At 66.9% G+C, this 18,792-nt stretch carries 19 protein-coding genes; 15 read left to right on the top strand and 4 right to left on the bottom strand.

Annotated features, from left to right (window positions below):
* Positions 1–16 precede the first annotated feature (16 nt).
* The 12 genes from N5C88_RS15140 to N5C88_RS15085 all read left to right on the top strand — a co-directional run bounded on the left by N5C88_RS15140 (position 17) and on the right by N5C88_RS15085 (position 10,855).
* Entirely contained in the window at positions 17–859 is an 843-nt protein-coding gene (locus N5C88_RS15140; RefSeq protein ID WP_223283284.1) for a copper resistance protein B, read from the top strand.
* A 189-nt stretch (positions 860–1,048) separates the two neighbouring features.
* Positions 1,049–1,663, top strand: a complete 615-nt coding sequence (gene ccmA / locus N5C88_RS15135; protein ID WP_280015647.1) for a cytochrome c biogenesis heme-transporting ATPase CcmA — start codon at positions 1,049–1,051, stop codon at positions 1,661–1,663.
* 12 nt (positions 1,664–1,675) lie between these two features.
* A complete protein-coding gene (ccmB, locus tag N5C88_RS15130; RefSeq protein WP_059371220.1) occupies positions 1,676–2,344 on the top strand; it encodes a heme exporter protein CcmB in 669 nt (222 codons plus the stop codon).
* A gap of 7 nt (positions 2,345–2,351) precedes the next feature.
* On the top strand, positions 2,352–3,086 hold the full coding sequence (gene ccmC / locus N5C88_RS15125; RefSeq protein ID WP_280015646.1) for a heme ABC transporter permease CcmC: 735 nt from the start codon (positions 2,352–2,354) through the stop codon (positions 3,084–3,086).
* On the top strand, positions 3,083–3,265 hold the full coding sequence (gene ccmD, locus N5C88_RS15120; protein ID WP_316253428.1) for a heme exporter protein CcmD: 183 nt from the start codon (positions 3,083–3,085) through the stop codon (positions 3,263–3,265). The genes ccmC and ccmD overlap by 4 nt, the downstream gene beginning before the upstream one ends.
* Positions 3,258–3,725 (top strand): cytochrome c maturation protein CcmE, encoded by a 468-nt coding sequence (gene ccmE, locus N5C88_RS15115; RefSeq protein ID WP_251879025.1) that lies wholly within the window; start codon positions 3,258–3,260, stop codon positions 3,723–3,725. The genes ccmD and ccmE overlap by 8 nt, the downstream gene beginning before the upstream one ends.
* Positions 3,722–5,698 (top strand): heme lyase CcmF/NrfE family subunit, encoded by a 1,977-nt coding sequence (locus N5C88_RS15110; protein WP_280015645.1) that lies wholly within the window; start codon positions 3,722–3,724, stop codon positions 5,696–5,698. Before ccmE ends, N5C88_RS15110 begins: the two co-directional genes overlap by 4 nt.
* The gene (locus N5C88_RS15105) at positions 5,695–6,216 is read left to right on the top strand and encodes a DsbE family thiol:disulfide interchange protein (protein WP_251879021.1); all 522 of its coding nucleotides are present in this window, start codon (positions 5,695–5,697) and stop codon (positions 6,214–6,216) included. Before N5C88_RS15110 ends, N5C88_RS15105 begins: the two co-directional genes overlap by 4 nt.
* Positions 6,213–6,671 (top strand): cytochrome c-type biogenesis protein, encoded by a 459-nt coding sequence (locus N5C88_RS15100; protein WP_118931559.1) that lies wholly within the window; start codon positions 6,213–6,215, stop codon positions 6,669–6,671. The genes N5C88_RS15105 and N5C88_RS15100 overlap by 4 nt, the downstream gene beginning before the upstream one ends.
* Positions 6,668–7,522 (top strand): c-type cytochrome biogenesis protein CcmI, encoded by an 855-nt coding sequence (gene ccmI, locus N5C88_RS15095; protein WP_251879017.1) that lies wholly within the window; start codon positions 6,668–6,670, stop codon positions 7,520–7,522. Before N5C88_RS15100 ends, ccmI begins: the two co-directional genes overlap by 4 nt.
* Before the next feature lie 15 nt (positions 7,523–7,537).
* Entirely contained in the window at positions 7,538–8,272 is a 735-nt protein-coding gene (locus tag N5C88_RS15090) for a cytochrome c biogenesis protein CcdA (protein WP_280015644.1), read from the top strand.
* A gap of 102 nt (positions 8,273–8,374) precedes the next feature.
* Entirely contained in the window at positions 8,375–10,855 is a 2,481-nt protein-coding gene (locus N5C88_RS15085) for a heavy metal translocating P-type ATPase (protein WP_280015643.1), read from the top strand.
* 45 nt (positions 10,856–10,900) lie between these two features.
* On the opposite strand, the gene N5C88_RS15080 is transcribed toward N5C88_RS15085, so the two are convergent.
* The 3 genes from N5C88_RS15080 to N5C88_RS15070 form a co-directional block, all read right to left on the bottom strand.
* A complete protein-coding gene (locus N5C88_RS15080) occupies positions 10,901–12,427 on the bottom strand; it encodes an argininosuccinate lyase (RefSeq protein ID WP_059371211.1) in 1,527 nt (508 codons plus the stop codon).
* A gap of 103 nt (positions 12,428–12,530) precedes the next feature.
* Positions 12,531–13,544 (bottom strand): NADP-dependent oxidoreductase, encoded by a 1,014-nt coding sequence (locus N5C88_RS15075; protein ID WP_280015642.1) that lies wholly within the window; start codon positions 13,542–13,544, stop codon positions 12,531–12,533.
* A 36-nt stretch (positions 13,545–13,580) separates the two neighbouring features.
* Complete coding sequence (locus tag N5C88_RS15070; RefSeq protein ID WP_280015641.1) at positions 13,581–14,189, bottom strand: NAD(P)H-dependent oxidoreductase; 609 nt, start codon at positions 14,187–14,189, stop codon at positions 13,581–13,583.
* A gap of 102 nt (positions 14,190–14,291) precedes the next feature.
* Here N5C88_RS15070 and N5C88_RS15065 point away from each other — a divergent pair, with 102 nt between their 5' ends.
* Together N5C88_RS15065 and N5C88_RS15060 are read left to right on the top strand one after the other, a co-directional pair.
* A complete protein-coding gene (locus N5C88_RS15065; RefSeq protein WP_118931552.1) occupies positions 14,292–15,185 on the top strand; it encodes a LysR family transcriptional regulator in 894 nt (297 codons plus the stop codon).
* A 71-nt stretch (positions 15,186–15,256) separates the two neighbouring features.
* Positions 15,257–16,165, top strand: a complete 909-nt coding sequence (locus tag N5C88_RS15060; RefSeq protein WP_059371207.1) for a LysR family transcriptional regulator — start codon at positions 15,257–15,259, stop codon at positions 16,163–16,165.
* Positions 16,166–16,181: 16 nt separating this feature from the next.
* Here the strand turns inward: N5C88_RS15060 and N5C88_RS15055 are convergent, their stop codons facing one another.
* Positions 16,182–17,720, bottom strand: a complete 1,539-nt coding sequence (locus N5C88_RS15055; RefSeq protein ID WP_118931551.1) for an AMP-binding protein — start codon at positions 17,718–17,720, stop codon at positions 16,182–16,184.
* A 297-nt stretch (positions 17,721–18,017) separates the two neighbouring features.
* On the opposite strand from N5C88_RS15055, the gene N5C88_RS15050 reads away from it, so the two are divergent.
* A complete protein-coding gene (locus tag N5C88_RS15050) occupies positions 18,018–18,776 on the top strand; it encodes a class II aldolase/adducin family protein (RefSeq protein ID WP_059371205.1) in 759 nt (252 codons plus the stop codon).
* Positions 18,777–18,792: the final 16 nt, after the last annotated feature.

The raw sequence follows: 18,792 nt of genomic DNA, 5'->3' as shown, positions 1-18,792 counted from the left end.
CATGGATCATGGATCGATGCAAAGCCAGGCGCCAGCCGCGAAGCAGAGCATGGATCACAGCACGATGCCGGGTATGGACCACAGCTCGATGCCGGGCATGGATCACAGCGCCATGCCCGGCATGGACGAAGCCCCGCCCAAAGGCCCGCCGGTGGGTTCGCTGCCCTCCAGCGACGGCAGCACGGAGCAGCGCTACGCCGCCTATCGCATCCATCCGCACATGATGGACAACGTCGTCACCAGCCACCTGCTGTTCGACAAGCTCGGCGTCGCCTACGACCGCAACGAACAAACCAGCCTGCAATGGGACGGCCAGTTCTGGATCGGCCGCGACCTGAACAAGCTCTGGATCAAGAGCGAAGGCGATCGGCTGAACGGCAGCACGGACGCCAAGATCGAGGCCTTCTGGAGTCACACGATCTCTCCGTTCTGGGATCTGCAGCTGGGTGCGCGGCGCGATTTCGGCACGGGTCCGAAACGCAACTGGGCCGCGTTCGGCGTGCAGGGCGTGGCGCCCTATGGCATCGAAACCGAGATCACCGGCTATGTCGGCGGATCCGGCAGGACCGCGTTGGCGCTGAAGGCGGAATACGATCTGCTGCTTACCCAGCGCCTGATCCTCACGCCCGAGATCGAAGCCAGCTTGTACGGCAAGAATGACGAAGCGCGCGGCGTGGGTTCCGGACTGTCCGACGCCTCGTTCTCCTTGCGGCTGCGCTACGAAGTCACGCGTGAGTTCGCGCCCTATGTCGGCGTGTCGTTCGGACGCAAGTTCGGCAAGACCGCAAGCTACGCCAGCGAAGCCGGAGAAAGCCGTTCCGAACGCGCGATCCTGGCCGGCGTGCGCATCTGGTTCTAAGCATCGCCGGCGCCGCGATTCGCGGCGCCGGTCAGAACTTTTTCAACTGCTACGCCCGCATCCGCGCAAGCTGTGCTGAAACACGGCCATTTCCGCTCGAACATTACAGGAATGTAAACCGCCAGCAATCTGGCGGTCAGACGCGCCTCCCTATAGTTTCCCCTTTGTCCACACAGCGGCGGGGCGGCAATGCTTGAAGCGATGGATCTGGGTTGCATGCGCGCTGAGCGCCCGCTGTTCAAGCAGCTGACCCTGCGCGTGGCGCCCGGCGAATGCCTGTTCGTCCACGGACGCAACGGCAGCGGCAAGACCAGCCTGCTGCGCATTCTGGCGGGCTTGGCGCGGCCCGCCCGCGGCAAGGTGCTGTGGCAGGGACTCGGCATCTCGCAATCCGGCAGCAGGTATCGCAGCCAGTTCTTCTATCTGGGCCATGCCGACGGCCTCAGTGGCGAACTCAGCGCCATCCAGAATCTGCGGGCGCTGCAGGCCGCAAGCGGAGACGCGGACCGTCCCGCGGCGATTGCGTCCGCGCTGCGCGACGCAGGCCTCGAAAGCAGGCAGCATCTTCCGATCCGTGTCCTGTCGGCTGGCCAGAGGCGGCGGGCAGCCCTCGCTCGCTTGCTTGCCGATTTCCGCCCCCTCTGGATTCTCGACGAACCCGTGACCGCCCTGGACGCCGCCGCCCACTCATGGCTGGCACGCGCCATGGATCGCCATCTGCGCGATGGCGGCGCGATCGTGGCGACGAGTCATCAGGAGATCGCGCTGGACCATGCGCACCAGCAGATCCGGCTTGGCCCCTAGCGCATGAGTTCCATGACGAAATCGTTCGCAGCCATTGCGCTGCGCGACCTGCGCATCGCCCAACGGCGCGCCAGCGACACGCTGACACCGCTGGCCTTCTTCCTGGTGGCCGCCAGCCTGTTCCCCCTGGCTGTCGGCCCCGAACGGGAAATGCTGCGCGCCATTGCGCCAGGCGTGCTCTGGGTGATGGCCTTGCTGTCCTGCCTGATGTCGCTGGGCCGCCTGTTCGAGGCAGACCATCGCGACGGTTCGCTGGAGCAGTTGATGCTGTCCGCCGCGCCCTTGCCGGTGATCGTGCTGGGCAAGGTCGCGGCCCACTGGCTGCTGTCCGGTTTGCCGCTGACCCTGCTTGCGCCCGTGCTGGGCCTGCAATTCGGCCTGGATGCCGCCGCCCTTCTGATCCTGACGCTGGGCCTGGCCATCGGCACGCCCGCGCTTGGCCTGATCGGCGCCATAGGCGCGGCGCTCACCCTGACCGCGCGCGGCGGCGGCGCGCTGCTGGCCCTGCTGGTGCTGCCCCTCTTCATTCCCATTCTGGTATTCGGCGCGGGCGCGGTACAGGCCGCCCAAAGCGGCCTGGGCGCGAATGCGCACCTGTCGCTGCTGGGCGCCGTGCTGGCCTTGTCCCTGTTCCTCGCGCCGCTGGGCGCGGCGGCCGCCATACGCATCTCGCTTGAATGAGGAGCCCATGATCCGCTGGTTTCACTATGCCTCGCCCAAGGCCTTCTATCCCCTGGCCGGAAAAGCGATCCCCTGGTTCGCCACGGCCACGGTCCTGCTGGCCGCGGCCGGCCTCTATATCGGCTTTATCGCCGCGCCTGCCGATTTTCAGCAGGGCCAGGGCTACCGCATCATCTTCGTCCACGTCCCGGTCTCCTGGATGTCGATGTTCGTTTATCTGGTGATGGCGTTCTGGGCGCTGATCCACCTGGTTTTCAACAGCAGACTGTCGGCCATGATGATCGCCGCGCTGGCGCCCACCGGCGCGCTGTTCACGTTTCTTTCGCTATGGACCGGCGCGCTGTGGGGCAAGCCCATGTGGGGCGCCTGGTGGGTCTGGGACGCGCGTCTGACCTCGGAATTGATCCTGCTGTTCCTGTACGCGGGCTACATCGCGTTGAAGGCCGCCATCGACGATCCGCAGCGTGCCGACCGCGCCGGATCGGTGCTGGTGCTGGCCGGCGTGGTCAACATTCCCATCATCTATTTCTCGGTGCAATGGTGGAGCACCCTGCACCAGGGCGCTTCGGTCTCGCTGACCGCAGCGCCCAGCATGGCCGGCATCATGCTCGCCGGCATGCTGCTGATGTCCCTGGCCGCGTGGATGTACAGCATCGCAACGGCGCTGGCGCGCCTGCGCTGCATCGTGCTCGAACGCGAGCGGCACGCGGCCTGGATCCGCGAACAATGGAGTAGCGAATGATGCACTGGTCCAGTCTGGGCGAGTTCCTCGCCATGGGCGGTTACGCGGTTTACGTGTGGGGATCGCTGCTGATGACGGCGTTCCTGCTGGGCAGCGAGCAGCTGCTGCTGGCGCGCCGCCGCCGCGCGATCCTGGCGGGGCCACACCCCGCTGAACGGCGGGAGGACAACGATGAATAAGCGGACGCGGCGCTTGTGGCTGGCCCTGGGTGGCCTGGCTTCGGTGGGCGTAGCCAGCGCCCTGGTGCTCAACGCCTTCCAGAGCAATCTGGTGTTCTTCTACACGCCCACCCAGGTCAGCAACAACGAAGCGCCGGCAGGACGCGCCTTCCGCGTGGGCGGCATGGTCGAAGCCGGCAGCGTGCAGCGCACGCCGGGCGCGCTGACCGTCCGTTTCGTCGTGACCGACACGGCCCACACCGTCCCCGTGGCCTATGAAGGCATCCTGCCGGACCTGTTCAGCGAAGGAAAGGGCGTCGTGGCGCAGGGCCGGCTGGACGGCGATGGCCTGTTCCGCGCCGACGAAGTGCTGGCCAAGCATGACGAGAACTACATGCCGCCCGAGGCGCAGCACGCGATCGATCAGGCCGTATCGCAGGCCGCACCGAAGACCGCCCCCCAGGAGGCCCGCTCCCGATGATTCCGGAACTCGCTCATTTCGCCCTGATCCTGACGCTGTTCGTGGCACTGGCGCAAGGCGCGCTCGCGCTGCGGGGCGCGGCCCTGGACCGTGCGGACTGGATCGCCATTGCCCGGCCCGCCGCACGGATCCAATTCCTGCTGGTGTCCTTCAGCCTTGCGGCGCTGGTCTGGTCGTTCGCGGCCAAGGACTATTCGGTGGCCTATGTGGCGTACAACTCGAATTCCCAATTGCCCTTGTTCTACCGCATCGCGGCGACCTGGGGCGGGCATGAAGGCTCGCTGCTGCTGTGGCTGTTCATGCAGACCGGCTGGGCCTGCGCGGTCAGCCTGCTGTCGCGGCAATTGCCGGACGCCATGGTCGCGCGCGTGCTGGGCGTGCTGGGCTTGATCAGCGCGGGTTTCCTGCTGTTCGTGTTGCTGACGTCGAATCCGTTCGAGCGCCTGGTCCCGGCCCCGGCCGACGGGCTGGACCTGAACACGCTGCTGCAGGACATCGGCCTGATCTTCCACCCGCCGCTGCTATACATGGGCTATGTGGGCTTCTCGGTGGCGTTTGCGTTCGCCATCGCCGCGCTGCTGTCGGGCAATCTGGACGCGGTCTGGGCCCGCTGGTCGCGGCCTTGGACCACGGCGGCCTGGCTGTTCCTGACCCTGGGCATCGCGGTCGGCAGCTGGTGGGCCTACTACGAGCTGGGCTGGGGCGGCTGGTGGTTCTGGGACCCGGTGGAAAACGCCTCCTTCATCCCCTGGCTGGCCGGCACGGCGCTGATCCACTCGCTGGCCGTGACCGAGAAGCGCGGCAGCTTCAAGAGCTGGACCGTGTTGCTGGCGATCGGCACGTTCTCGCTGGCGTTACTGGGCGCGTTCCTGGTGCGCTCGGGCGTGCTGACCTCGGTGCACGCGTTCGCCACGGATCCGGCGCGCGGCGTTTTCATCCTGGCGCTGTTCACGGTCACGGTCGGCAGTTCCCTGTTCCTGTATGCCTTGCGCGCGCCCCGGATAGGTCACGGCGGCCAGTTCGCGTTCGTATCGCGCGAGTCGCTCCTGCTGGTCAACAACGTGCTGCTCGCGGTTGCCGCCGCGAGCGTGCTGCTGGGTACGCTGTATCCGCTGATCATCGACGCGCTGGGCCTGGGCAAGCTGTCGGTCGGACCGCCCTACTTCAACGCGGTCTTCGTGCCGCTGATGGTGCCCGCGCTGTTGCTCATGGCGGTGGGGCCTATCGCCAACTGGAAATCGGCCGATGCCGCCAGCCTGCTCAAGCGCCTTGCGATTCCCGCATTGCTGGCCGTGCTGGCGGCCGCGGGCGCCCCCCTGCTCTTCGGCCGCTGGTCCGCGGGCGCGGCCTTGGGGCTGGGACTGGCCGTGTGGTTGGCGGCCGCCATCGCCGCGGACGTGGCCAAGCGCATCCGCGCGACCCGCGACCGCTGGTGGCGCCAGCCTCGCAGCTGGCTGGGCATGCATCTGGCTCATCTGGGCGTGGCGGTATTCGTCGCCGGGGTTGCGCTGGTAGGCAGCTACGAGACCGAACAGGATCTGCTGCTGCAACCCGGGCAAAGCGCGCCGGTGGCCTCCTACCGCGTCGAGTTCATGGGCGTGGCACGCGTGCGCGGCCCGAACTACGAATCCGATATGGGTACCTTCGCGCTCTACCGCGGTGAAAAGCGCCTGCGCGACCTGCATCCCGAAAAACGCACCTATGCGTCCTCGGCGCTGCCGATGACGGAGGCGGCCATCGCCGCCAACGGCCTGCGCCACGTCTACGTCGCCCTGGGCGAACCCATGGAGCAAGGCGCCTGGAGCGTGCGCCTGTACTACAAGCCCTTCGTGGACTGGATCTGGGGCGGCTGCATCCTCATGGCCCTGGGCGGCCTGCTGGCGATCAGCGATCCGCGCTACCGCCTGAAACGCCGCGAAAAAAAGCAGCCGCAACGCACAGCACCGCAGGCGCCGGTGGAGGCTCGGCCATGAGCCGCTACATCTGGCCCCTGGCGGGCTTCGTGGTGCTGGTGTTCTTTCTGGGAATAGGCCTGACCCTCAACCCGTCCGAAGTGCCGTCTCCACTTATCGACAAGCCCGCGCCCGCTTTCGCCCTGCCCGAACTGCATGAACCCCGCAAGACCTTCACGCCTGAGAGCATGAAAGGCCGGGTCTGGGTGTTGAACGTCTGGGCGTCGTGGTGCTATGCCTGCCTGACGGAACACCCCTATATCCAGGAGTTGTCATCGCAGCACGGCGTGCCTGTCATAGGCTTGAACTACAAGGACATCCGGGACGAAGCCATCGCCTGGCTGGCGCGCAACGGCGATTCCTACGAGGCCTCCGTGTCCGACACCGACGGCAAGGTCGGCATCGACTATGGCGTCTACGGCGTGCCGGAGACCTTCGTCATCGACCAGGCCGGGACCATCCGCTACAAGCACATCGGCCCGGTGACGCGCGAATCCCTGCGCGACACCCTGCTTCCGCTGATCCGGGGGCTGCAATGAAGATACTCCTGCGCGTATTCGCGCTCTCGCTGGCGCTGGGCCACGGCGCGGCCGCCCATGGCTCGCCCGAGGACCGCCGCGTCACCGAGATCGCCTCGGAACTGCGCTGTCTGGTCTGCCAGAACGAATCCATCGCCGCCTCGCGCGCCGACCTCGCCGTCGATCTGCGGCGTCAGATCCGCCAGCAACTGGACGCCGGCAAGTCCGAGGCCGACATCCTGGCCTATATGGAGGCCAGGTACGGCGACTTCATCCTCTACCGGCCGCGCCTGAAAGCCTCCACGCTGCTGCTCTGGTTCGGCCCCGCCGCGCTGCTGGCCGCCGGGCTGGCCGCGCTGGCCCTGACCTTGCGCCGGCGCAGGCTGCGCCAGCACCGCCCCGCGCTGACGCCTGCGGAGCGCCGAGCCGCCGACGCCCTGCTCGGCATCGACGCTGAAAAAGGACCTGGAACATGATGCAGTTTTTCTATCTGTCGGCCGCCTTGATGGCCGCCGTCGTGACCCTATGGTTGATCGCCGCGTTGCGGCGCACGCCCGCCGCCAGCGCCGCGGACAAGCGCCGGGCGGCGAACGTGGCGGTGCTGCGCGACCAGCTGCACGAACTTGAACGGGACCGCGCAAACGGCATCCTGTCGCAAGACGCCTTCGTGGAAGCGCGCACCGAACTGCAGCGCCTGGCGCTGGAAGAAGCCAGCCAGGCGCAAGGGCATGCACCCGCGCCCGGCCGCGGCCGTCTGCTGCCCGCCAGCCTGGCCATCGCGCTGCCGCTGGCAGCCATACTGGTCTATGTCGCCCTGGGCAATCCTGGCGCCATCGCGCCGCCCCCAGCGCCTGCCGCCCAGCCCCAAGTCACCGCCGCCGACATCCAGGCCATGGTGGCCAAACTGGAGGCCCGGCTGGCCGCCAATCCCGACGACTATCAGGGATGGCTGATGCTGGCCCGGTCCCACCGCTACTTCGGCAGGCACGCCGACGCGGTCCAGTCCTTTGCTCGGGCCGCGCCGGTGGTGGACAGCAACCCGGCAGCGCTGGCCGAATACGCCGAATCCCTGGTGCTCAGCGCCAACCGGGGCTTCGGCGGGCAGCCTGACCAGCTGTTGCGGCGCGCGCTGGACCTCAACCCCGAGGAGCCGTTGGCCCTGATGCTGGCGGGCGCAAGCCGCTTCGACCAGCGCGACTTCCCGGCAGCCATCGATTTCTGGCAGCGCCTGCTGGCCAGGCTGCCTGCCGGCAGCGACATGGCGCGCACGGTCAACGAGGGCATCGCGCTGGCCCGCGAGCGCCAGCGCGAAGGCGCGGCGCCATGACCGCGGCGGCGCGTCATGCTTGACCTGTCCCTCGTCGGTTTCGCCACTGCCTTCATCGCGGGGACCGCGTCGTTCCTGTCGCCTTGCGTGCTGCCGCTGGTGCCAGGCTACCTGTCCTACATCGCGGGCGGATCCGGCGCGTCCGCGGACGATGGCCGCACGCTGCGCTGGCGCATGCTGGGGCTGGCGGCCTGCTTCGTGGCCGGTTTCTCCGCCGTCTTCGTCATCTTCGGCGCCAGCGTCACGGCGCTGAGCCGCCTGCTGCTGTCCTACCGCTACGAACTGAACCTGGCCGCAGGCGCCATCATTGCGCTGGCGGGCCTGATGCTGCTGGGCGTGCTGCGCCTGCCCGCCTGGACCCAACGCTACTACCGGTTCGATCCGGCGGGCAAGGGCAGCCCCGGCAGCGCCGCCGTTCTGGGCCTGGCGTTCGGCTTCGGCTGGACCCCTTGCATCGGCCCGATCCTGGCCGGCATCCTGGCGCTGGGCGCGGCGTCAGCCAGCGTGGGCCAGGGCGTGGCCCTGCTGGGCGTCTATGCGCTGGGGTTAGGCGTCCCCTTTTTAGCCGCAGCCTGGTTCATGAGTCCGTTCCTGCGCCGCATGCAGGGTTTGAAGCGCGCCGGCCGGATCCTGCGGATCCTGACCGGGCTGATCCTGATCGTGATGGGCTGGGCCATCGCCACCGGCCAATTGGCCCGTTTCGCCATCTGGATGCTGCTGACCTTCCCCGCCTTGGGCAATCTGGGCTGAGCCAGGTCAAAACCCGTCCGATCAAACGCTTGACCTTGACATCATTGGAATCTTTATAGTGACACCCATCAGCAGGAAATTCCAAGTTTTCAAGGAGCGGATATGAGTGCCATCCCAGCAGACAGCGTCGCGGTCAGCCTGCCTATCGAAGGCATGACCTGCGCCTCGTGCGTGGGCCGGGTCGAAAAGGCCTTGAAGGCCGTGCCGGGCGTCAACCAGGCCAGCGTCAATCTGGCGACCGAACGCGCCGACATCACGTTTGCAGGCACGCCGGACGTTGCCGCCGCCGTGCAGGCGGTGCAGAAGGCGGGTTATGCCGTCGCCGAAACCACGATCGAACTGTCGGTCACCGGCATGACCTGCGCCTCCTGCGTGGGCCGCGTCGAAAAAGCCCTGAAGGCGGTGCCCGGCGTCAGCAGCGCCAGCGTCAACCTCGCCACCGAGCGCGCCAGCATCACCGCAGCCGGCGGCGTGCCCGCCAGCGCCCTGATCCAGGCCGTGGCCAAGGCCGGCTACGAAGCGAAGCCGCTGGCCGCCGAAGCCAGCGACACCGACGCCGTGGCCGAACGCCAGGCCGCGGAACTGAAGTCGCTCAAGCGCGCCCTGACCGTGGCCACGATCTTCGCGCTGCCCGTGTTCATCCTGGAAATGGGCGCGCACATCGTGCCGGCGTTCCACCACGTCATCGCCGAAACCATCGGCACGCAGAACAGCTGGTACCTGCAATTCGTGCTGGCCAGCATCGTGCTGTTCGGCCCCGGCCTGCGCTTCTTCAAGAAGGGCATCCCCGCGCTGCTGCGCGGCGCGCCCGACATGAACTCGCTGGTCGCGGTGGGCACCTCCGCCGCCTATGCCTATTCGGTGGTCGCCACCTTCGCGGCCTGGCTGCTGCCCGCCGGCACCGTCAACGTCTATTACGAGGCCGCCGCGGTCATCGTGGCGCTGATCCTGCTGGGCCGCTACATGGAGGCGCGCGCCAAGGGCAATACGTCCGAAGCCATCAAGCGCCTGCTCGGCCTGCAAGCCAAGACCGCGCGCGTCGTGCGTAACGGCACGACGCTGGAACTCGCCATCGAGGAAGTGGTGGCGGGCGATCTGATCGAAGTCCGCCCCGGCGAGCGCATCCCGGTGGACGGAGAGGTCGTGGAAGGCAACAGCTACATCGACGAGTCCATGATCAGCGGCGAACCCGTGCCGGTCGAAAAGCAGCCCGGCTCCGAAGTGGTCGGCGGCACCGTCAACCAGAATGGCGCGCTGACGTTCCGCGCCACCAAGGTCGGCGGCGACACGCTGCTGGCGCAAATCATCCGCATGGTCGAACAGGCGCAAGGCTCCAAGCTGCCGATCCAGGCCTTGGTGGACCGCATCACGATGTGGTTCGTGCCTGCCGTCATGGCGGCCGCCGTCCTGACCTTCATCATCTGGCTGACGTTCGGCCCCGACCCCGCCCTGACCTTCGCGCTGGTCAATGCCGTGGCCGTGCTGATCATCGCCTGCCCCTGCGCCATGGGCCTGGCAACGCCGACCTCCATCATGGTGGGCACGGGCCGCGCCGCGCAGATGGGCGTGCTGTTCCGCAAGGGTGAAGCGCTGCAGTCGCTGAAGGACGCCCAGGTCGTGGCCGTGGACAAGACCGGCACGCTGACCAAGGGCCGCCCCGAGCTGACCGACCTGATCGTCGCGCCGGGCTTCGAACGCGCCGCCGTGCTGGGCAAGGTCGCCACCGTCGAAGCCAAGTCCGAACACCCGATCGCGCAAGCCATCGTGGACGCGGCGCGCGCCGAGAACATCGCGCTGGGCACGATCTCGCAATTCGAATCGATCACCGGCTTTGGCGTCAGCGCCCGTGTCGACGGCGACCTGGTCGAGATCGGCGCCGACCGTTTCATGCGCGAACTGGGCCTGAGCGTCGAATCCTTCGGCTCGGACGCCGCGCGCCTGGGCGACGAAGGCAAGACGCCGCTGTACGCTGCCATCAACGGCAAGCTGGCCGCCATGATCGCCGTGGCCGACCCCATCAAGGAAACCACGGCCGCCGCCATTCGCGCCCTGCATGACCTGGGCCTGAAGGTCGCCATGATCACCGGCGACAACCGCCGCACCGGCGAAGCCATCGCCCGCCAGCTCGGCATCGACGAAGTCGTCGCCGAAGTGCTGCCCGACGGCAAGGTCGCGGCGGTGCAGCGCCTGAAGCAGCAGTACGGCCCCATCGCCTACGTGGGCGACGGCATCAACGACGCGCCGGCCCTGGCCGAAGCGGACGTGGGCCTGGCCATCGGCACCGGCACGGACATCGCCATCGAAGCCGCCGACGTGGTGCTGATGTCGGGCGACCTGGGCGGCGTGCCCAACGCCATCGCCCTGTCCAAGGCCACCATCCGCAACATCAAGCAGAACCTGTTCTGGGCCTTCGCCTACAACGTGGCGCTGATCCCGGTAGCGGCGGGCCTGCTGTACCCGGTCAATGGCAGCCTGCTGTCGCCGGTGTTCGCGGCGGGCGCGATGGCCCTGTCCAGCGTGTTCGTCCTGAGCAACGCGCTGCGGCTGCGCCGCTTCGCGGCGCCCTTCCCGGCCCGCGGCTGAGCGGGACTTCCCGGCAGACGCCGGGAAGCGCCCTTCCTGCTGGTTCTACTGCTTCGGCGCGCTGGCCACCAGCGCGCCGAATTTCTTGTCCAGCTCCGCCAGCGCATCATTGATGTAGGCGCGGCGCGCCTTGATCCAGGCGTCCTGCTCGGCCAGCTGCGCGCGCGCCTCCTTCAGCATGCGGTCCATTTCCGCCGGCTGCGGACCGCCCGAAGTGGCGCGGTTCTTGACGATGGCCACGGGGTCCAGCGTCGAGCGGAACTCCGCCTCGCTCATCGGCAGTTCGTTGCCGTACTTCGAGTCCTTCATGGCGTCCGCATAGATGCGGCGCGCCTGTTCGTACGGAAAGTCCAGCGGCTTGATGTTGTTGGTCTTGGCGTAGCTGACGACCTCGGACGCGAAGTGGTGGCCGTCGCGGAACGGCAGCTTGTACTTGCGCATCAGCACGTCGGCCAGTTCCTGCGAGGCGGTCCAGTCGCTGTTCAGTTCCTCCAGCGCCCGCTCGGGGCTGAGAACCATCGCTTTCAGCACCCGGTCCCAGCGCTTGAGCGCCGAAATGCCGGCGTCCACCATGGCGGAATTCTGCTTCACGTCCTTCGGGTCGCTCATGCCGGGCGTGATGTTGTGCGTCTGCACTACCGGCCCCATGGCCAGCGTCACGGCGGTGGACGCATCGCTGCGGGTGTCGTTGAGCAAGCCGGGATTACGCTTCTGCGGCATGGCGCTGGACACGTAGGTATTGCCGCCGCCCTCTTCCAGCAGGATCCAGGGACGCGGCTGGGCGTACTGCGTCATCACGTCCTCGACGAAATTGCCCGTGCGCAGCGCGATGCTGGTGACGATGGACGCGACTTCGACGGGCTGATCCATGGACGAGATCTGCGAGGCGTCATAGGCGTTGTCGACCAGCGCGGCAAAGCCCAGGTATTGCGCCATGCGCTTGCGGTCCAGCGGCCAGCTGGTGCCGTTGAGCACCGTCGTGCCCATGGGCGAACGGTCGATGCGCACGTAGGCCTCGCGGATGCGTTGGGCGTCGCGCGCCAGGCCGGCGGCCTGCCCCAGCAGATAGTGGCCATAGCTGTTGGGCTGCGCGGCCACGCCGTTGGTGTAGTTCGGCACGATGGTCGCGGCATGCTTGCCCGCCAGTTCCACCAGAGTGGTGGAGGTGGCGTTCAACTGGGCCGCGAGGTCCAGCAGCTTGTCGCGCAGGATGGCGCTGCGGTAGGTCGCGTGCATGTCCTGGCTGGAGCGCCCCGCGTGCAGCAGCGTCACGTCCTCGCCCGCCGCCTTGATCAGCAGCGGCTCGAAGGTAATGACGCTGGCCGGCCGCTTGGCGCCGGGCTGGTTGCCGTCGTTGATCACCTTGGCCACGCCGGCCGCCAGTCGCGGCGCCATGGACTTGTCCAGCAGCCCCTCGTCCGTGTTGATGACGGCGGTGGCCTTGTTGATCTCGCCCAGCCAGAAGAACGGATCGCGCGGCACGGAGGCCGCGGGCTGGGCTTGCTGGGCCGATGCCTGCGCGCCGAACGTAAAGGCAAGCGCGGCGCCCAGGGCGGGAAGTAGATGTCTCATGGCTGTCTCGTTAGGATGGCGAGCGGCCAGTGTATCGGCAGGCCTGGCGGCGGGAAATGGCGGATTTCACCGAGCCATCCGCCCGCATGTGCCGGCTGGATCTTCAGGACTTGGTCAGCCTGACCAGCATCTTTCCCGTGTTGGCGCCCTTGAACAACCCGATGAAAGCCTCGGGCGCACGCTCCAGCCCATCCACCACCGTTTCCCGCAGCTGCACCTGTCCGGTCTTGATCCACGCGCTCATCCGGGGGATGAATTCCGGCAGTACGTCGATGTGATCGGATGCGATCAGGCCCTGCAGCTTGATGCGCTTTTCAATGGCCGAAAACAGGTTGCGCACGCCGACGGCCGGCTTGCCCTCGTTGTAGCCCGAGATCATGCCGCACAACACGAAACGCGCATGATCGCGAGCCAGCGCCAGCGCGCTGTCCAGGTGGTCGCCGCCAACGTTGTCGAAGTAGATGTCGATGCCCTGCGGCGCGGCCTGCGCCAGCGCCGCGGTCAGGTCAGGCGCGTTGCGGTAGTCGATGACCGCGTCGGCCCCGGCCACGTCGCGCAGCCAGCGCGCCTTGTCCTCCGACCCCGCGGACGCCACCACGCGCAACCCCATCTGCTTGGCCATCTGGACCACCACGCTGCCGACCGCGCCGCTGGCTGCGGACACGAAAATGGTCTCGCCTGCTTGCGCGTTGGCGATCCGCGTCAGCCCCACGTAGGCCGTCAAGCCCGGAAAGCCCAGCGCGCCCAGATAGGTCTGCAAGGGAATGCCGTCGTCGGCGACAGGGGTGGCGTGCGCCGCGTCGATCAGCGCGTGCTCGCGCCACCCGGCGAAATGCACCACGCGGTCGCCTGCGGCGAAGCGCGGATCGGCGCTCTGCTCGACCACGCCGACCGCCGCGCCGTCCATCACCTGATCCAGCGCGAACGGATCGATGTAGCTCTTGCGTTCATCCATGCGGCCGCGCATGTACGGATCTACCGACATCCACAGATTGCGGACCAGGATCTGCCCCGGCTTGGGCGCGGGCAGCGTTGTTTCGACCAGCGCGAAGTCGGCTGGCGTGGGCAGCCCCGTGGGGCGATGCTTCAAGTGGATTTCCCGGGTGGCGATGGACATGGCGGACCTCATTGAAAAGAGTAGGAAGAGAAAGGGTCAGCGCGCGGCTCGTGAGCCAGGCGCCGCGTACGACAAGCCGAGCGCGTGCGCATCCGACAGGCCGCGCACGCGCGCCTCGTCGTCACCGCTCTCGACATCAAGAAACAGGTGCGTGCGCACATCGCTCACGCCGCTGTAATGGAAGACCCCGTGTTCGATCTGCGTGGCAATCGCGGCGCGGTAGCCGTGTCCGTCATAGGCTTGCGCGCCGGCGCCGCCGGTCGCGATCAGGCGCACGCGCTTTCCGGCCAGCCGGCCGGGCTGCCCGTCGCCGACGCCGAAAGCCCATCCCTTGGTGAACACGCGATCGATCCAGCCCTTGACCAGCGCCGGCATGCTCCACCAGTAGACCGGGAACGCCAGCACGATCAGGTCGGCGGCCTCCACCCGCAATTGCTCACGCCGCGCGTCGCCGGGCAAGTTGCCGTTGCCGCGATAGAAGGCCAGGTCGGCCGCGGTCATGCGCGGGTCGAAGGACTCCGCGTCCAGGTCCGGCCAGACGACGCGGGCCCGGCCGCCAGCCAGGACGCCGGCCACGTAGCGCTCGGCAAGCGTGGCGGAGTAAGAGCCAGCAGGCGCGCTGGCGGCGATAACCAGGATGTTCATGTCGGCCCTTTGTGTCGCGATGACGATGAGCCATTGAATCATCTACCCATCAGATAAAATAGTTCAATATTTCGTTAAAACCTATCTAACTGGTAGATATATATGCCGCCTCGGATTTCGCTGGAGCAATGGCAGGCCCTGGTCGCCGTGGTGGACGCGGGCGGCTATGCCCAGGCCGCCGACGCGCTCAGCAAATCGCAGTCGACCATCAGCTACGCGATCCGCCAGATCGAGGAGCGGCTGGGCGTGGCCGTGTTCGCCATGGACGGGCGCAAGGCCTTGCTCACGGACGACGGCAAGATCCTCTACCGGCGCGGCAAGTCGCTGGTGGGCGAGGCCCAACGCCTGGAACGGGCGGCGGCCAATCTGGCCAAGGGACGGGAGCAGATGCTGACGCTGGCCGTGGAAAGCCTGTTCCCGACGGACCTGCTGTTGCGCTGCCTGGACAGGATTGCCGGCGAGTTCCCCGAGACACGCATCGAACTTCACGAATCAGTGGTCGGCGGCACGGATGAACTGTTGCTCTCGGGCGAGGCCGACCTCGCCATCTGCGCCGATCACATTCCGGCCGGCCATGTCGGCGACGCGCTGCTGCGCTATTGCGCGATCGCCGCGGCCGCGCCGTCGCATCCCCTGCACCAGATGAACCGTCCGCTGTCGCTCGAAGACCTCAAGGCGCATCGCCATCTGGTGATCCGCGACAGCGGCCGCCAGCGCGTGCGGCCCAGCGTCTGGGACGTCGCCGAGCAGCGCATCACCGTCAGTCACAAGAGCACGTCGATACGCGCGGCGTGCATGGGCATGGGCTTCGCGTGGTATCCGCAGGACTGGATCCGCGAACAGTTGGCCTCGGGCGAATTGAAGCCGCTGCCGCTGCTGGATGGCGCGCAGCGCTGGGGCGCGCTGTACCTGGTCTACCCCGATCCCGACGCAGCAGGACCTGGCGCGCGCCGCCTGGGCCAGATACTGCGCGAAGAGAGCCAGAAATCCGAATGAAACCGCGGCGCGGACAGCCCGTCCGCGTCCTTTGGCCTTAACATACCGCCCAAAAACCACACCATGCGCCCATGCCCCGTCCGAATCTGACCAACGCCGAAACCCTGTGCCAGATCGCCAAGCTGGGCAGTTTCCGCGCCGCAGCCGAACGGCTGCACACTTCCCAACCCGCCGTCTCGGCGCGCATGAAGGAGCTGGAGCAGTCGCTGGGCTTTCCTCTCTTCGAGAAGCGCGGTCGCCGGCTGGAACTTACGGTGCCCGCGCGCCGTTTCGTCGAACGCGTGGAACCGCTGCTGCTGGCAGTGGAAGACGCCTTCACCGACGCGGAGGCCGTCAATAACGCTGCCGGCACGGTGCGCATCGGCATGGGCGAGATTTCCATGACCTGGTTTTCACGCGTAGTGCCCGAGCTGCGCCGCGCCCTGCCGCGCGTTTCCTACGAGATCGAGCTGGACCTCGCGGTCAAGCTGCAGGAGCACCTGACGTCCGGCGCGCTGGACATCGCGATCATGGCCAATCATCTGCGCGACGACCAGTTCATTTGCGAGTCGCTGGGTACGACCCGCATGTCGTGGATGGTCTCGTCCCGGCTGCTGAGCAACGCTGAAGGCCAGCCTCGCACCATGCAATCGCTACTGCAAACCGAGCCGCTGTGGTGCGTATCGCGCCCGTCGGGTTTCTTCGGACCGGCGCAGGACGAGCTGCGCGATATGGGCGCCAACCTGGACAACATCTGCAGCTGCAATCGCCTGAACAGCCTGATCGAAGTCGTCGAGGCCGGCGGCGGCATCGCGCAGTTGCCGGAAATGATGGTGGCCGAACAAGTTCGCGCCGGCACTCTGGTGCTGGTGGACCCGGCGCAGACGCCGCTGACGCTGGAGTTCACCATCGCCATCCACCGCAACCAGGGCCAGTCCGTCGTCCATCAGGTCGCCGAAGCCCTTGCCCGCCTGGGCAAGGCGGCTACCGGCCACGCCTGATGACTTGCGGCCGCGCTCAGGCGTCGAGCAGCGCGCGCTTCTGCACTTTGCCGCTGGCGTTGCGCGGCAACTCAGTCATGAACTGCACGTGCTCGGGTACCTTGAAATATGCGAGCCGCCCGGCGCAATAGGTCTTGATGGCATCCGCATCCGCCTGGTGCCCGGCGTGCAGCACGACGAAAGCCTTGACCGACTGGTCGCGCACCGGATCGGGTATGCCCACCACGGCCACGTCGCGCACGGCGGGATGCCCCATCAAGGCCTCTTCCACCTCCGCCGCCGAGATGTTCTCGCCAGCCCGCTTTATCACTTCCTTCTTGCGGCCGAAGAAAAAGAAGTTGCCCTTGGCATCCTGGTAGCCGAGGTCCCCCGTGTGCAGCCAGCCGCCCTCGAACACCGCCTGCGTCGCCGCCGGGTCGCGGTAGTAGCCCAGGGTCAGCGTGCGCCCAGGACGTCCGCGCACCACGATCTCGCCGACTGCGCCCACGGCCACCGGCCGGTTGTCGTCGTCGACCACGAACACTTCGCGGTCGGGCGTGGCGCGCCCGATGGACGGATAGGCCGAGGGCGAGGCATGCGGCTGCAAGGTGATGTAAAGCATGGTCTCGGACTGCCCGTAGCCGTTGCGCAACGGGATACGGAAACGCTCGATGAACGCCGCGATCTCGGCTTCCGAAATATTGATGGCATAGCCCGCGTACCGCACCTGATGCGCCGTATCGAAAGGCGTGGGCGGCTGGTTCAACAAGGTTCGGCACAGCATGCCGGACAGGCTGCATATCGTGATGCGGTGTTCGATGAGCTGGCGCAGGTAGCGCGTGGCGCTATAGCGTTCCCCGATCACCGCGGTGGCGCCCGCGGTCAGGCAGGACAGCACGGTTTCCTGGCAGTTGGCGTGGAACAGCGGCTTGTTGTTGAACACGCGGTCAGCGCGGCCTATGCCGCTGTTGGCCGCGCCCGCCTGGCCGCACCAGAGCAGGTTGGCGTGCGTGAGCATCACCCCCTTGGGCCGCGCCGAAGTACCCGACGTGTACAGGATCTGCGCAAGGTCGTCGCTGCATAGCTCGGGCTCGCGGTAATCCGCGGACGTCGCCGCCAGCGCGCCGCTCACGCCTTCCGGCCCCAGGCTGCCGCGCGCCACCGGCACGATTTCCGGGCCTTGATCCATCGCGTCGCGGACTTCGCGGATCAACGCTTCGTGCGCGGGCTCGACCAGCGCCAGCGCGGGCTGACAATGCTCAAGCTGATAGGCTACTTCCGGCGCAGTGAGATGGATGTTGCCGGCCACGATGACGGCGCCCGCCAGCATCAGGCCCATCCACAGCGGCACGTACTCTGCGGTGTTGCCCATGAAAACGAATACGCGGTCGCCCGGCTGCACGCCGCGCGCCTGCAAGCCCGCGGCGAATGCGCGGGCCGCCTCGCGCAACTGGATGAAGCTCAACTGGCTGATGTCGCCGTTCTGGTACTCATGCACGATCGCCAGCTTATGCCCGTGGCACAGCGCCTGTTCATCGAGCAAATCCGTGATCCCGCGGTTTCCTGCTGCGTCCATCCAGCCTCCGGCTATTCTGATTTTTCAACGGCGCGCCGGCTCCTTGCGGCTGCGCCCATGAGTAGGAAAATCAGTATAGGTAGCGGCATTTCGCGGCACTAGCTAAACGTTTTTATGCATATCCATCAAGGTTTTTCATGCATGCCGGCAAGGCTGAATGATTGATGGGATTTATGCTTTTCCATCAAAATGTTTGCTTAGTCGCCAGCAGTCGGAAAACCTATACTCCGGTTCAAAGAGGCCACGCAGCAGAAGCGCCGGCCAGACCAAGAAGAATGCAAAACTGGAGGAGCTGCCGTGCAAGAGGCATCGATCAAGGACCAGGTTTCGGCCGAGGAATGGGCAGTGCGCGTAGACCTCGCCGCAGCCTATAACCTGGCTGTCGAAATGCGTATGACCGACCACATCTATACGCATATCTCGGCGAGGGTTCCCGGCGCCCAGCCGCACTTCCTGATCAATGCCTACGGGCTGATGTTCAACGAAATCACCGCGTCCAACCTGGTCAAGGTGGACATAGACGGCGGCATCCTGCTGGACCAGACCGGCCTGGGCATCAACCCCGCCGGCTTCGTCATCCATAGCGCCATCCATCGCGTCCGCCACGACGCGGCCTGCGTCATGCATACGCATACCGCGGCCGGCATCGCGGTATCCGCGCAAGAGGCCGGCCTGCTCATGATTTCGCAGCATGCCATGCGCTTTCACAACCGCATCGGCTACCACGACTACGAAGGCGTCGCGCTCGACATGGACGAACAGCAGCGCCTGATCGCCGATCTCGGCCCCCACAGCGCGATGATCCTGCGCAATCACGGCCTGCTGGTCTGCGGCGCCAGCGTGCCAGACGCCTTCGACGCCATGTTCTATCTGGAGCGCGCCTGCCAGGCGCAGGTCGCGGCGCTGGCCGGCGGCCTGCCGCTGGTAACACCCTCCGCCGCAGTTGCCGAGAAGGTCGGCCGCCAGTTCGACCGCCTCGACCGTCCGTCCCGCCACAAGCACTGGCCTCCCCTGCTCCGGCTGCTGCAACGCATCCGGCCCGAATACCAGGAATAGCGGCAACCGCGCCGCC

This window comes from Achromobacter sp. GD03932, from assembly GCF_029839485.1.
Taxonomy (GTDB): Bacteria; Pseudomonadota; Gammaproteobacteria; order Burkholderiales; family Burkholderiaceae_B; genus Achromobacter; species Achromobacter bronchisepticus_A.
Note: the sequence above shows the minus strand (reverse complement) of the source record. Positions and strands in the feature narration are given on the sequence as shown.